The sequence below is a fragment of the Roseicyclus amphidinii genome (genome assembly GCF_030163755.1).
In the GTDB taxonomy this organism is placed as follows: domain Bacteria; phylum Pseudomonadota; class Alphaproteobacteria; order Rhodobacterales; family Rhodobacteraceae; genus Roseicyclus; species Roseicyclus amphidinii.
This window is the reverse complement of record NZ_JASJOE010000074.1, coordinates 1-14309: the sequence shown is the minus strand read 5'-3', so window position 1 is coordinate 14309 and position 14309 is coordinate 1. Positions and strand designations below refer to the sequence as shown.

The 14309-nt window shown below is 65.0% G+C and carries 13 protein-coding genes; 5 read left to right on the top strand and 8 right to left on the bottom strand.

Features of this window, described 5'->3' with window-relative positions:
- The 7 genes from QQK83_RS16930 to QQK83_RS16900 all read right to left on the bottom strand — a co-directional run.
- The coding region (locus QQK83_RS16930; protein ID WP_284266245.1) for an Ig-like domain-containing protein at positions 1-934 on the bottom strand (934 nt) is incomplete at its 3' end.
- Between the two features lie 489 nt (positions 935-1423).
- Positions 1424-2431: an ABC transporter ATP-binding protein gene (locus QQK83_RS16925; protein WP_284266243.1), complete on the bottom strand. Its 1008-nt coding sequence runs from the start codon at positions 2429-2431 to the stop codon at positions 1424-1426.
- On the bottom strand, positions 2428-3459 hold the full coding sequence (locus tag QQK83_RS16920; RefSeq protein ID WP_284266241.1) for a Gfo/Idh/MocA family protein: 1032 nt from the start codon (positions 3457-3459) through the stop codon (positions 2428-2430). Before QQK83_RS16920 ends, QQK83_RS16925 begins: the two co-directional genes overlap by 4 nt.
- Positions 3456-4295, bottom strand: coding sequence for a carbohydrate ABC transporter permease (locus tag QQK83_RS16915; RefSeq protein WP_284266239.1), 840 nt, complete (start codon positions 4293-4295; stop codon positions 3456-3458). Before QQK83_RS16915 ends, QQK83_RS16920 begins: the two co-directional genes overlap by 4 nt.
- Positions 4296-4306: 11 nt before the next feature.
- Complete coding sequence (locus QQK83_RS16910) at positions 4307-5221, bottom strand: carbohydrate ABC transporter permease (protein ID WP_284266237.1); 915 nt, start codon at positions 5219-5221, stop codon at positions 4307-4309.
- 70 nt (positions 5222-5291) lie between these two features.
- Positions 5292-6545, bottom strand: a complete 1254-nt coding sequence (locus QQK83_RS16905; protein ID WP_284266235.1) for an ABC transporter substrate-binding protein — start codon at positions 6543-6545, stop codon at positions 5292-5294.
- Positions 6546-6567: 22 nt separating this feature from the next.
- Positions 6568-7452 (bottom strand): N-acetylmuramic acid 6-phosphate etherase, encoded by an 885-nt coding sequence (locus QQK83_RS16900; RefSeq protein WP_284266233.1) that lies wholly within the window; start codon positions 7450-7452, stop codon positions 6568-6570.
- A gap of 167 nt (positions 7453-7619) precedes the next feature.
- Between QQK83_RS16900 and QQK83_RS16895 the strand changes: the two genes are divergently transcribed.
- Genes QQK83_RS16895 through nagA form a run of 4 tightly spaced genes read left to right on the top strand, consistent with a single transcriptional unit; the run spans position 7620 to position 11426 of the window.
- The gene (locus QQK83_RS16895; RefSeq protein WP_284266231.1) at positions 7620-8498 is read left to right on the top strand and encodes a glucosamine kinase nucleotide-binding domain-containing protein; all 879 of its coding nucleotides are present in this window, start codon (positions 7620-7622) and stop codon (positions 8496-8498) included.
- Positions 8495-9244: a GntR family transcriptional regulator gene (locus QQK83_RS16890; protein WP_284266229.1), complete on the top strand. Its 750-nt coding sequence runs from the start codon at positions 8495-8497 to the stop codon at positions 9242-9244. The genes QQK83_RS16895 and QQK83_RS16890 overlap by 4 nt, the downstream gene beginning before the upstream one ends.
- 17 nt (positions 9245-9261) lie before the next feature.
- Positions 9262-10290, top strand: coding sequence for an SIS domain-containing protein (locus tag QQK83_RS16885; protein ID WP_284266227.1), 1029 nt, complete (start codon positions 9262-9264; stop codon positions 10288-10290).
- Positions 10287-11426, top strand: coding sequence for an N-acetylglucosamine-6-phosphate deacetylase (gene nagA / locus QQK83_RS16880; RefSeq protein WP_284266224.1), 1140 nt, complete (start codon positions 10287-10289; stop codon positions 11424-11426). Before QQK83_RS16885 ends, nagA begins: the two co-directional genes overlap by 4 nt.
- 603 nt (positions 11427-12029) lie before the next feature.
- Here the strand turns inward: nagA and QQK83_RS19390 are convergent.
- Complete coding sequence (locus QQK83_RS19390) at positions 12030-12227, bottom strand: peptidoglycan-binding domain-containing protein (protein ID WP_349816241.1); 198 nt, start codon at positions 12225-12227, stop codon at positions 12030-12032.
- Positions 12228-13019: 792 nt separating this feature from the next.
- Between QQK83_RS19390 and QQK83_RS16875 the strand changes: the two genes are divergently transcribed.
- Positions 13020-13625: a response regulator transcription factor gene (locus QQK83_RS16875; RefSeq protein ID WP_284266222.1), complete on the top strand. Its 606-nt coding sequence runs from the start codon at positions 13020-13022 to the stop codon at positions 13623-13625.
- Positions 13626-14309: the final 684 nt, after the last annotated feature.

The window sequence follows — 14309 nt, the reverse complement described above, 5'->3', positions numbered from 1 at the left end:
AGGTCACGCTCTCGTCGGCGGAGAAGCTCGCCGCGGCGGTGGTCCCGGCCTCGATCGTCGCCCCGTCCGTGCCGGTCCCGGCGCTGGTCGCGGCGTTCGGCCCGGTGATCACCGGCTTGGTGGTGTCTGACGAGGTATAGGTGACTGAGACTGTGCTTGTGAGAAGCGTTTCCGACCCGCCGTAGGTGACAGTGGCCTGGTAACTTATTGTTTCGGCAGCGCTGTTCGTGACCGTGAATGCAGCCTCCCCGGTTCCATCAGAGGTGACCGTGGCGGGTGTAATCGAACCGTTTGCGCCTGGCGTCGCGCTCAAGGTGACGGTCGCGCCGGATATTGGCGTTCCATCGGCCAGCTTCGCCGTGACCACCACATTGGCATTAGCTCCAGCGGCAACCGTTGAAGAAACAGCGCCGTCTACCAGTATCGTCGAAGTTCCCGGATCTGCCGTGAACGCGGACAGATAGTTGTTCAGTCCTGCCAGGATCTGGTTGGCGCTTCCGGAGGCGCTGTAGGTGGTACTGTAAGTGCCCGTGAGCACGAGCAGATAGGACGTTCCGCTGGTGGCCGTGAACACTACGGCTTCGGCGATGGTTCCGCCCTGGGGATGTCGTGAGGTCAGTTGTCCTGACAAGGAGGTTGGAACCCCCTCGACAGTGAATCTCAAAGTACCCGTCGCGTTCGTAAAATTCCGGCTTGTCCCACCATCATCGAACTTGATGCTTCCGGCATCGGCGACCAAGGTTCCGTTGGCGGTGAATGTCTGCCCGCTGATTGTACCCGTGTAGGCCCGGTCGAATGTGATTTCGGCCGCGTTTGAAGACTGAGCGAACCATAGAAGAACAGTTGCAAGCATGGCGAGCCACGCAAGGGCGGATACAGCTGTATTTGCCCAATACGACCTGCGCCGCACGCGGCCATTCAACAACGCCTTCATCTGCATAGCCTCTCACTGCACTCGTTAAGCTGAATGCAGGGCCGTTCAGAAAACACAATCTATTCAAAAGATTATAAGCATGATCTTTTGAGAGCCCGCTTCGGAGATCATCCTTCACTCGCCTATCCGGAGCGCGGCCCCGGTCAAGAACGACGGTTTTTGTCCTGAACTGAAAGGGCCGCCGGGATTGCGAGCCGGACAGACGGGGCTGCGGTCCGTCCTTCGAAAATGCTGCGAGACATACGCTTGGCAGCGGCGCGCAAGCCGCGCCCACGCGCGACGACTGTCCGTGAACGGCCGGTCAGGGCCGGGTCGGCATTCATGCCGTTTCGGGTGTCAGGACGTGTAATCTTCGGCTCGAGGCAATCGGCACTTTCGGCTACAGAGCAGGTGGCACTGATGCCGGTATTCGCGGCGCGCACGGTTGACAGGGGTGTTGCTTCTCGAGGCGGTGTCGCAATGCAATCACCCGCTTTTGTTTGGTTCCCCCTACCCCTGAAAATTCGGCGCCCGCATTCCGTTCTGATCGAAATGATATACGCGTGCGGGATCGAAGCCGAAGCGAAGGCTTTCGCCTGCCTCGATGCTGTGTTGGCCAAAAAGGCGCGCCGTGATCTGGTGGTCGCCCATGTGCGCAACAACGTTCGTGTCACCGCCGAGGTTCTCGACATGGCTGACGCGCGCCATGATCGCTCCGTCATCGGCGAGGAACAGGTCTTCGGGCCGGACACCCATGGTCCGGTTGTCGCCGTCTTCGATCAGCCCGGCCGGGAAGAAGTTCATCGAGGGCGAGCCCAGGAAGCCCGCCACGAACTGGTTGACGGGATTGTTGTAGAGCTCCATCGGGCTGCCGATCTGCTCGACGCGGCCATCACGCAGGACCACGATCTTGTCGGCAAGCGTCATCGCTTCGGTCTGGTCATGGGTGACGTAGACCATGGACGCGCCGAGACTGCGGTGCAGGTTGGCGATCTCGAGCCGCGTGTTCATGCGCAGCGCGGCATCGAGGTTCGACAGCGGCTCGTCGAAGAGAAACAGCTTCGGCTCGCGCACGATGGCCCGACCAATGGCGACGCGCTGGCGCTGGCCGCCGGACAGCTCGGACGGGTAGCGGTCGAGATAGGGCTCGAGATTGAGCATCCGCGACGCCTTGGCCACGCGCTCCTCGATGACGGGTTTCGGCTGGCCTTCCTGCTTCAACGCCAGCGTCATGTTCCCGCGCACGTTCAGATGCGGGTAGAGCGCGTAGCTCTGGAATACCATGGCGATCCCGCGCTTCGACGGCGGTGTGAGGTTCACCACCTCGCCACCGATCCGGATCTCGCCCGTGCTCGCATCCTCCAGCCCCGCGATCACCCGAAGCAGCGTGGATTTTCCGCAGCCCGAAGGGCCGACAAAGACAACGAACTCGCCCTCATCGACGTCGAGGTCGATGTCCTTCAGCACATGCACCTTGCCGAAGGACTTGTTCACGTTGCTCAGGGACAGGGCGGTCATGTCGGGGACTCCTCCAGTGAAACCGGCTGACCGGTGCGGATGCTTTCATCGGCTGCGAGACACACCGACAGCGACGACACCGCGTCGCTCATGTGGCGGGACAGGTCGAGATCCTCGGCGATGGACTTGAGCATGAACGCCTGTTCGGCGTCGCAGAGCGCCTGGTGCCCAGGCTCGTGCGGCAGTTCGATCAGACGATCGCCCGCCGGCGTATGAACGCGGATCGCGCCCACAGCGGTATGACCGTCGATGTCAGCGGACCCGCCCTTGTCACGATCGACGATGGAGACGGCGCCTTTGGGGCTCACGATATCCTTCACGAAAAAGGCGGTCTCGGACATCATGGGGCCCCAGCCGGCCTCGTACCAGCCGACCGAGCCATCGGCGAAAATCACCTGGAACTGGCCGTAATTGTACATGCCGGGCGCGATCTCGTCGCTCAGGCGCAAGCCGATGCCGTGCACGCGCACAGGCGCAGCGTCGGTGATCTGGCACATGACATCCACGTAATGCACGCCGCAGTCGACAATGGGCGAGGTTGTCTCCATCAGCGCCTTGTGGGTCTGCCACTCGGCGCCGGTGGATTGCTGGTTGAGGTTCAGCCGGAACACGAAGGGCCCGCCGAGGGCACGCGCCTCCTCGATCAGCCGCATCCAGGAGGGGTGGTGGCGCAGGATGTAGCCGACGACAAGCTTCGCGCCGGTGCGCTTCGCTGTCTCCACCACGCGCCGCGCATCGGCCACCGTCGTGGCGAGCGGTTTCTCGACGAAGACATGGGCCCCCGCCTCCATCGCGGCGCAGGCATAATCGGCGTGACTGTCAGAATAGGTCGCAATCACCACGAGGTCGGGTTTCATCTCCATCCCCTCCTCGAAGCTTCGAAACAGGGGATAGCCGGACAGCGCGTCGGGCAGTGCCACGTCGGAGCGATTGACCAGCCCCACGATCTCGGCATCGGGGCGAGCGTGGTAGGCAAGCGCGTGGCTCCGCCCCATGTTGCCGAGGCCTGCGATCAGCACACGGATCATTTGACCGCCCCCGAAGTGATCCCTCGGATCAGTTGCCGCGAGAAGATCGCATAGAGGACCAGAACCGGAAGGATCGCCATGGAAAGTGCCGATAGGACCGCGTTCCAGTCGGTGACGAACTGGCCGATGAAAACCTGACTGCCGAGCGTCAGCGTCTTGGTCTCCTCGGCGGGCGCCAGGATCAGCGGGAACCACAGGTCGTTCCAGATCGGGATCATGTTGAAGACGGCCACCGTGGCCATGGCTGGGCGCACAAGCGGCAGGACGAGCCGGAAGAAGATCGTGTATTCGCTCAGACCGTCGATGCGACCGGCGTTCTTCAGGTCGTCCGAGACTTGCCGCATGAATTCGCCGAGGATGAAGACGGCGAGCGGCAGGCCCTGCGCCGTGTAGACGAGGATCAGCGCCCAGAGCGTGTTCACGAGCCCGGTCGCCACCATCATCTCGAGGATCGCCACCGTGCCGATGCGGATCGGGATCATGATCCCGAGTGCGAGGTAGAGCCCCATCAGCATGTTGCCCCTGAAACGGTACTCGCTGAGCGCATAGGCGGCCATCGCTCCGAACAGGAGAATGAAGAACAGGGAACCCACGGTCACGATCATCGAGTTCTGGAAGTAGAGGAAGAAATCTCCCTGACGCATGACCGTTTCATAGCCGATGGTCGAGAAGCTCTCGCTGTCGGGCAGGGCCAGCGGCTCGCGGAAGATCGACCGGCGGTCCTTGAAACTGTTGATCAGGATGACGAAGACCGGAAAGAGCGCGATCAGCGTATAGAGGACAAGGGCGCCGTGCATCAGCGCGATGTTGAGCGGGTTGGAGCGTGCCTGGTTCATGGATCGGGCCCTCAGAGCTGGTAGCGGCGCAGCCGCGTCTGTATGCCGAAAAGATAGATGCACACGCCCACGAGGATGATCGCAAACATCGCGCCCGCGATCGCCGAGCCCATGTGCGGGTCGCCCAGTTGCAGCTGGAAGCCGAAAAACGTCCGGTACATGAAGGTGCCGAGGATATCGGTCGAGAAATCCGGACCCGCCAGAGCACCCTGCGCGGCGTAGATCAGGTCGAAGGCGTTGAAGTTTCCGACGAAAGTCAGGATCGAGATGATCCCGATCGAGGGCAGGATCAGCGGCAGCTTGATCTTCCAGAATGCCGCCATGCCCGTGACGCCGTCCACCTCGCCAGCCTCGAGGATCTCTTCGGGGATCGTGAGCAGCGCCGCGTAGATCAGCATCATCGGGATGCCGACGAACTGCCAGACCGAGACGAGCGCGAGCGTGGTCAGTGCAGAACCTTCAAGGCCCAGCCACGGCCGGAACAGCGCGCCGAGGCCCACGGCCTCCATCATCGAGGGCGCGATGCCCCAGATCGGCGACAGGATCAGCTTCCATGCGAAGCCGACGACCACGAAGGAAAGGATGGTCGGAATGAAGATGGCTGACCGGTAGAGCGCGGCGAAGCGCAGGCGCGGGTGGCTCAGGATGGCGGCGAGCGCGACTCCGATCGGGTTCTGCACCAGCATGTGGATCAGGAAGAACCAGAAGTTGTTGCCGAGTGCGTTCCAGAACTGCTCGGCCCAGATCGGATCGAAGAAGAGAGTCCGGAAATTCTCGAGGCCTACGAAGACGCGCTCCTGCTCGATCCGCGTGTAGAGCGCGAGCCGGAGTGTGTTGAACAGCGGGAAGATCATCACGGCCGTGTAGACAAGGACAGCGGGCGCGAGGAACACGACGATATGCCAGCGAATACGAGCGTGTTTCAAGGTGCTGGTCTCCGGATCTGGGGTCCCGGGCGCAGGAGCGCGCCCGGGACGTCGTTTCGGCGGGGGCCGGTTACTGCTGCGGCGCGTACCAGCTTGCCAGGCCGTCCTGCAGTCTCTGGCCGATCTCCTCCGGCGTGGCCGTGCCCTTGATCGCCGCGACCGAAGCGCCCCAGGTCTCGTTCTCGAGATTAGGCGTGCCGCGCGACAGGATCTGGTAGGTGGAGCGGATCGTGCTTTCGCACTCGTCGCGCCAGCCGACGAATTCCTGCGCCAGAGGGTCCTCCAGCGTGACCGGGGCGTTCGACAGCGGGAAGAAGCCGGGCAGGGCATTGCCGAAGATCTCTGCAAATTCCGGGCTGGCGACCCAGTTCAGGAAAATCCGCGCCTCTTCGGGATGCTCGGTCCCGGCGTTCATGCCGATGCCGATGTCCGTGTGGTCCGAGATATAGCAGGTGTCACCTGCGGTGCGGACCGGCGGCTTGAACGCGCCCATCTCGAAAATGGCCTGGGCATTGAAGCCCGCGATCTCCCACGAGCCCGCCGGATAGATGGCCGCGCGGCCCAGCGTGAAGATGTTCTGGCTGTCGGGATAGGTCTGCGCCTCGTAGCCGTTGCCCATGTATTCGCCCCAGCGCGCCAGCACGCGATAGGGCTCGACCCAGGGATCATCGGTCAGGCTCTGCTCGCCGGCGATCAGCGCCTGGCGCCCTTCCTCGCCGCGCCAGTATGTCGGCCCGATGTTGTTGTAGCCCATCGTTGCCGCTTCCCACTGGTCGTTCGTGCCCATGGCAAGCGGAATGTAGGTTCCGTCCTCGCGGATGGCGTCGAGGACGGCAAAGAACTCCTCCTCGGTCTCGGGTTCTTCGAGGCCGAGCTCGTCGAAGGCTTCGGCGTTGTAGATGAAGCCATGGATGACGCTCGCCATCGGCACGCAGAAGGTCACCGAGCCGTCGTCGGTCTGCCAGGCCGAGCGCGCCACGTTCGAGAAGTTGTCCATCGCGTCGAGATCGCTGAGATCGGTCAGGTGCCCCGCCTCGTACAGCGCGAGCGACGCGTCGAAGGGGCGACAGGTGATGAGGTCACCGGCCGAGCCCGCCTCGAGCTTGGAGTTGAGGACGGCATTGTACTCGGCGGGCGCCGAGGGCGTGAAATTGATCGAGATGCCTGGATGCTCCGCTTCGAAGGCCGGGATGATCTCGTTCTGCCAGAGCGTCAGGTCGTCGTTGCGCCAGCTTTCAATGGTCAGCGTGACGTCCTGCGCTTGCGCGCCTGTCGCCACCAGAGCGGTGGTAATCAGCGCCAGTGTCATCGTCTTGCGTGTCATGTGGATCTCCCTGTGACGATTATCATGTGAGCCGCGCCAGCGCGGCGCGGAGGTTTCCTTCGGTCTTGCGAAGAAGGATACGGGCCGCCTCGGGCATCTGGCCCTTTGCGACGAGAACGGCAGGCTTGACCTGGCCTCTCGTGGCCTCGAGCGCGGCGGCGGCGGTGGCGGCATCGACCCCTGCGATCCGCTCGACCATGTGGGCGGCGCGCCCGCGCAGCTTGATGTTGTCGGCGCGCAAGTTGACCATCATCCCGTCGTGCACATGGCCGAGCCCGGTCGCCATGAGCGTCGACAGCATGTTGAGCGCAATCTTCTGGGCGGTGCCGGCGCCCATGCGCGTGGAGCCCGAGACGACCTCCGGCGGCGTCGCCAGTTCAATGGGATGGTCCGCAATCTGAAGAAGCGTCGATCCTGGATTGTTGGCAATCCCGACCACCACGGCGCCAGCGCGTTTCGCGATCTGCGCCCCGGCGACAGTGTAGGGCGTGGTGCCGCTGGCCGATATCGCCACGATGACGTCACGCGCCGAAAGCCCGGCCAGTTCCGCCTCGAGCCCCCGCGTGTCGTCTTCGGTGCCGCCGGGCATATCGACGCCGGTGGGCAGACCGCCGGCCATGTGAATGCGCAGCTGCGACGCGGGGATCGAGAAGGTGCCGCCGAGTTCCTGCGCATCCGCCGCGGCCATGAGGCCGGACGATCCCGCGGCGATGTAGTGGAGCGTGCCGCCGGCGCGGATCGTCCGCGCGAGCGCCGTCGAGGCTTCGGCGATCGCAGGGGCGGCGATGCAGGCCACGCGTGCGGCGGCGACCTGCGCCTCGGCCAGCACCAACGCCACGTCGGCGAGCGGCCTGTCGTCGAGGCCCATGGCCGCGTCGTGCATCCTTTCGGTCCCGGCGATTGCCATGCGATTCCCCCGATATTCCAAGCAGGATACCAAAGTAATACCTCTTGTCTAGCTTTTTGCGGGGCGCCCCAATTTGCCCTGATTTTGTCGGAGTGGCGCATGGGTATCCGCACATTGGTAGCGAATAGGAGTTTTTTTCGGAAAATGGGTATTGTATAGGTATTACCATGGACGACTCGCCCAACACCATGGTTCTCGCCATCGATGGCGGCGGCACGCGCTGTCGTGTCGGGTTTCGGAATGGCCCGGACGTCATCGCCATCGAGACAGGCGCGGCCAATGTCGCAACCGATTTCGACGGCGGCGTCGCGCATGTCATCGAAGGGCTGCGTGCGCTCGCGCTGCGGTCTGGCCGGAGCGTCGAGACGCTTGCGCAGCTGCCCGCCTTCGTCGGGCTCGCCGGCGTCATGAGCTCCGATATCGCGGAGAGGCTGCGGGGCGTGCTGCCGTTCTCGAATGTCCGTATCGCCGACGACCGGCCCGCCGCCTTGCGCGGCGCGCTGGGGATGCGCGACGGCGTGCTGGCACATTGCGGCACCGGATCGTTCTACGGGGTGCAGATCGCGGGCCGGACCCGGCTCTCGGGGGGCTGGGGGCCGGTTCTGGGCGACGAGGCCTCGGCGCAGTGGATCGGACGCGCCGCCCTTCGCGGCGCGCTCAAGATGGTCGACGGGCGTGCGGCACGATCCGGATTGGCGTCTCTACTGCTCGACAGGTTCGGAGGCGCGCCGGGCATCGTCGGGTTCGCTGGATCGGCGCGCCCCTCGGATTTCGGGGCCCTGGCACCGCTGGTTACCGACTGCGCCGCGCGCGGGGATGCTCTGGGCCGTCACGTCATGGCCGCCGGGGCGCGGGCGATTGCCGCGAGCCTTGTGTCGATCGGCTGGGTGTCTGGGCAGGCCATCTGCCTCACTGGCGGCATCGGCCCGCATTTCGGTCCGTATATGCCGGACGTGATGCGCGCGGACATCGTCCCTCCCGAAGGTGATCCGCTGGCGGGCGCGCTTTCGCTCGCGCAGGACCTTGCGCTGGAGGTGACCGGATGAGCGCGATCGAGTTTCTTCGTCCCGAGGGGTGGCTCGACGAAAGCGGTGGGCCACGATACGTGCAGTTGAGGCACAGACTGGAGTCCGGGATCGAAAGCGGCGTGATGCCGCCCAACTCCTCGCTCCCGCCCGAGCGCGAAATCGCCGAGATCACGGAATTGTCCCGCGTGACCGTGCGCAAGGCAATCCAGGAACTGGTGCGCGAAGGGTTGATCGAGCAGCGGCAGGGCTCGGGCTCGTTCGTCCGGGAGCGGATGAGCCGGATGGAGCAGTCGCTGTCGCACCTGACCTCTTTCACCGAAGACATGGCACGACGGGGCATGAAAACCACGTCGCGCTGGCTGGAGCGGGGCGTATTCCTTGCCACACAGGCAGAGCGCGAGGGACTTGACCTGACCGACGGGGCCGAGATCGCGCGGATCTATCGCCTGCGCGAGGCGGGTGGTCGGCCCATGGCGCTGGAGCGCGCCTCGCTGCCGCTCGATATCCTTCCGAATCCGCTGGAAGTGACAACATCGCTCTACGAGGTGCTCGGCCGAAATGGGGTCCGCCCGGTCCGCGCGGTGCAGAAGATCTCCGCCATCAACCTCGCGGCGCGGGAAGCGGATCTCCTGAGCGTCGCCGAGGGCGCGGCCGGTCTGTCCATCGAGCGAACGTCGTATCTCGCCAGCGGACGGGTCGCGGAACTCACCCGCTCGCTTTATCGCGGCGACGCCTATGATTTCGTCGCCGAGCTGCATCTCTGACCGAAAGGCGCATACCCATGTCACCCCAACCAACCCGGATGCTGAGGGAAATCCGCGAGATCCCCGAGGCTGTGGAGCGGCTGTTGAGCGAGGGCACGGACGCGGTGCAGTCCGCAGCCGCATCCGCTCGGGCACTTGACCCGCGCTTCTTCATTTCCGTTGCCCGCGGCTCGTCCGATCACGCGGCCACCTATCTGAAATACGCTTGCGAACTGATGCTCCGCCGCCCGATGGCGTCGGTCGGGCCTTCCGTGACCTCTGTCTACGGCGTCGAGATCGACGCGCGGGATGCGGTGGCGCTCTCGGTGTCGCAATCGGGCCAGAGCCCCGACATCGTCCGGCTGACAAAGGCGCTCGGCGATAGCGGGGCCTTGACGGTGGCCATCAGCAATAACGCCGACTCCCCGCTCGCCCGTGCGGCCGATGCCACCTTGCCGATCCACGCAGGCCCGGAACTGAGTGTGGCGGCGACCAAGACCTTCGTGACCTCCCTCGTGGCCGGGCTCTGGTTTCTCGCCGAGATCAAGGGCGACCGGGATCTGGGTGCCGCAATCCAGGCGCTCCCCGAAATGCTTCGAAAAGCCGTGGACTGCGACTGGACGCAGGCCGCCGATGCGATCCACGGACGCTCGCTCTTCACGATCGGACGCGGACCGTCCTGGGCGATCTCCAACGAAGCCGCGCTCAAGTTCAAGGAGACGTGCCTGATCCACGCGGAAAGCTATTCCTCGGCCGAGGTTCTGCACGGCCCGGTCTCCATCGTTGAGGAGGGCTTTCCCGTGATCGCCTTCGCCGCACGTGACCGGGCCGAGGACAGCCTGGCCGAGGCTGCCGACGCACTCGCGGCGATGGGTGCGAATGTCTTTGCCGTGACCGACAAGGCCTCGCGCGCCACGACATTGCCGCATGTCCGGACGGGTCACTGGCTCTGTGATCCGATCACCGCGATCGTGTCGTTCTACGCCATGGTGGAGACCATCGCTCTTCGCCGCGGGATCGACCCCGACAGACCGCGCCATCTCAAGAAGGTGACGGAGACCCTATGAGCCGCGGCGTCTTCACCTACCGCAACGGCCGGATCTTCGATGGCTCGTCGCTTCTCGACGGCAAGGCTGCGCGTTTCGAGAATGGAATTCTGGCCGCCCTGGGCCCGGAAGATACCATCGAGGACGGCGGTGAGGTGGTCGATCTCGCCGGGGACATCCTGTCTCCGGGCTATGTGGATCTGCAGGTGAACGGCGGCGGTGGCGTGATGTTCAACGACGCGCCTACGATCGAAACACTGCGCCGGATAGCGGCCGCGCATCGACGGCTCGGAGTCGGTGCCTTTCTTCCCACGCTGATCACGGCCGACCGGCAGACGACGCGCGCGGCGATCGCCGCCGCGATAGACGCCGTGGCGGCAAGGGTCGATGGTATCGCCGGCCTGCACCTCGAGGGACCGCATCTGTCCATAGCACGCAAGGGGGCCCATGATCCCGCACTCATCAGGCCAATGGAGCGAGACGACCTTGACGCGCTTCTGGCCGCCGCCGCCGCACTCCCTCTCCTGAAGGTGACGGTCGCACCCGAGACCGTGACGGAGGAGCAGGTCGAGACCCTCGCCGAGGCTGGCGTGCTCGTTTCGCTGGGCCACAGCGATGCCGATTATGACACGTGCCGTCGCTACTTTGCCGCCGGCGCACGTTGCGTCACGCATCTGTTCAACGCGATGAGCCAACTCGGCAACCGTGAACCGGGGCTTGTTGGCGCGACGCTTGCGACGGGTGCCGTTTCCGCCGGATTGATTGCTGACGCGGTCCATGTCCACCCCGCGACCATGCGCGCGGCATGGGCGGCGAAAAACGGTCCGGGCCGCCTGTTTCTGGTGAGCGATGCGATGGCCGTCGCCGGCACCGATCGCAATGGCTTCGAGTTGGATGGGCGTCGCATCGAACGCAGGCATGGCAGGCTCACCCTCGCGGACGGGACATTGGCCGGCGCCGACCTCGACCTCACGACAGCCATACGGGTGCTGATCGACGCGGTCGGCGTTTCGACAGAGGCGGCGCTTCGGGCCGCGACCCAGGCGCCCGCCGCCCTCTTGGGCCCTGCAAAGGTGGGATACGGACTGAAAAGACCTGATCGGTGGGGCCTGATCCGGATTTCAGCGGACCTCAGGTCTACCTCTGTGCTCGCGTGAGCGCCTCGACGCCTGCCAGGCGGCCGGTGTCGATGACATCCCGCGCGACGACGGCAGGTTGCCGGTCGGAGTGAAGGGCGCGGTGACGGACGAGGTTGCACGGACCGTCCGCAAGTTCACGCGTCCCGAGGATCATGTGCATGCAGGCGCCCGGCCGGACCAGCACCGGGCGACAGGCGAAAGGTATGCGATCGGCAAGATCCGGGCGCGAAGCACCGGAAACCTGTTCCTCATGGTGCAGAGGGTCGCCCACGGGGCCGGCATGTCCGATCAGATGAGGGGCGCAATTTCGGCATGGTGCCACGGAGAGGCGCTTTTGGGATGGGATCGCAGAACGCTATGTTTGAATGGAGGGGCTCTCTACACTGCCTCGGGAATAGGTGTAGATTGCTACACTTTTGCCACACAACCCCTTGAGGCTGGATGACTAAATTATTGATATAAAATGATTTTATTTCGGGGGCGCCTTGAATTGTCGGACTGTTGCTCCGCCACCATTCGAAACACGCTCTGGTTCTTGCTGCACGGTGTTCCGGATTGTCGGGCTTGCCAAGCCAGCAGTCGACCCGCCCCGAACCCAGGCGCTGTGTCCCCAGTGCGCTTTCAGCGCGATGTGCAGGGACGACCGGGTAACATCGTCCACGCATCCGGAAGGCCCGGCGGGGCGAGATCGGCCTGGTCCCGGAACGCGGCCACGGCTTCGGCGGTCTGCTCGCCGTAGACCCCGTCGGCGCTGCCTTCCGGCAAATGCCCCCGCGCGATCAGGCGCCTCTGCACGGCCTGCAGGACCGCGGGCCGCATCCGTATCGCGGCCTCGCCCCGGCGCAACCCCAGTGCGGCGTGCGGCGTCCGGCGCGCGACGGGCGAGCGGCGCGAGCCTGGCCAGCACGGAGGCCGTGGCCGTCTCCACCTGCGCCTCGGAGTTGGCGGCGCAGACCCGCGCGACCACCGTGGCCGGGCCTTCGATCTTGATATGGGGATCACGTCATGTGCCATCCTGTCGGCCCGGTTGGCATGGCTCACCCAGTCCGACAACCAAGCCGTCCATCACGTAGCGCTGTGCGTCCTGCGCCACCCCAGTGTGTCGGTGACGGCCAGCGTGGCGATCAGGCCAAGGGCGTGTGGCCTGCGGGGCATGGGGGTCTCTCTTCCGGTCATCGGGTCTGGTTGACTGTGGCAATATGTTTGGGCCCCCCTCCGCGTCCGGTGTCGCGTTCACCGGGTCTTCCGACCGTTTGCCGCGGGTGCGGCGCAAGGTCGGGTGATGCGGTCTCAGGGCACACGGCGCGGCGGCGTTGCCGGCCCTCGCGCCGGAGCAGCGGCGGAATTCAGCTTGTTTTGCCGCCTTTCGTCACGTCAGGTTTCCTGCGTCTGGAAACTTGCACCATCTCGCACCATGTTGTCTGTATAGACATGCTCTCTGCGCGTTTGCGCCCTAGACCTCTCTTTCGTTCGGCTGTGTCGAATTGGGGAGTTTGAGCGCCCACCCTATTCAAACCCCACGCAAAGCGAGGCATGAACGCGACTCTTCCGCGTCTGCCCCAAGGATCAACGATGCAACAGTCACAACCAGACACCCACGAACCTTCGGGAGTGCCGCGTGTCCTTATCGTGGATGACCACCTCTTGCTGAGCGAGACACTGGCCGCGGTTCTCCAGAAAAGCGGCGGATTCGAGGTCGAGGCGGTGCCGGATCTCGATGAGGCGCTGGCGCGGATCGCATCCAACGGGCGGTATGATGCGGTTCTGCTGGATTACGACGTGCCCGGCATGAACAGCCTCGACGGGCTTGCCCGTGCGGTTAAGGCGAACGGCGGCTCGGTCGCCCTGTTCTCGGGGGTGGCCACGTGGTCGGTCGTCGAGCGTGCGATCGAGCTGGGGGCGGCGGGCTTCATCCCCAAGACGCTGCCGGTTCGCACGCTCGGTCACGCCATCCGCTTCATCATGGACGGCGAGATCTACCTGCCGAGCGAGTTCATGCTGCGCAAGCCGCAGGATGACAACCCGTTCGACATGAAGCCACGCGAGATCCGCACGCTGGCCCTGCTGTGCGAGGGCAAGCAGAACAAGGAGATCGGCGCCGAGATCGGCGTCGAGGAGACGACCGTCAAGTCGGACGTGAAATCGATCTGCCGCAAGATCGGCGTCCGCAACCGCACCGAAGCCGTGATCAAGGCGCTCAAGCTCGGCCTGTGCTGAAGCGCGCTTTGCGGGCCGCGTGACGGCCGCATCCGGACGAAGCGCGCGGGTGCGGGGGGGGCGCGGCGACGCGTTCGATGTGACCGGTGGGCGTGGGGCGGCCTCCGACGTGGGGGGCAGGCACCCCGCCGCCGTCAAGCTGCCCATCGTCGCCGGTCCCGTGAGCGCGCCCGGCGCCGATGACGGCAGCGCGCGGCACCTGATCGCTGACCCGGGGCCGGACCGGCGCGGTCACGGTGGCTCCGGACACTCGCGGCGAGAGGGCGCAGCCTTGTGCAGGCAAAGCGCATCATGTCCGTGGAGCCGCCGTCGGACCAGCGCGGGCAGGGGCCATGTCACGCAATCACGAGGGCCCCGCCCGATGCCGCAAGATGGCGGTCGATCCGGGCGGGATTGTCCGGGCGCTGCGGTCCTTGCGGTCCTGTTCATGCAGGTAGGCGGACACGGACCGGGGGGGCACCCCAGGGCGCGCATGACGCAGTGCCCGGCCCATGGAAGGTTGGCCGGTCCATGACAGGGCAGGGGCGAAGGGTGTGGATAAAAAAACCGCATCGCAACTGCAAAAAAGCACTTGCGGGTGTCGTGAGGTATCCGTAGAAGCCCCTTCACCGGCGGCGCTGAGGCGCGGCGGGGCGCTGGACGGGGTCGCGGTTTACGGATCGTGACGCGGATGGCGGACACACT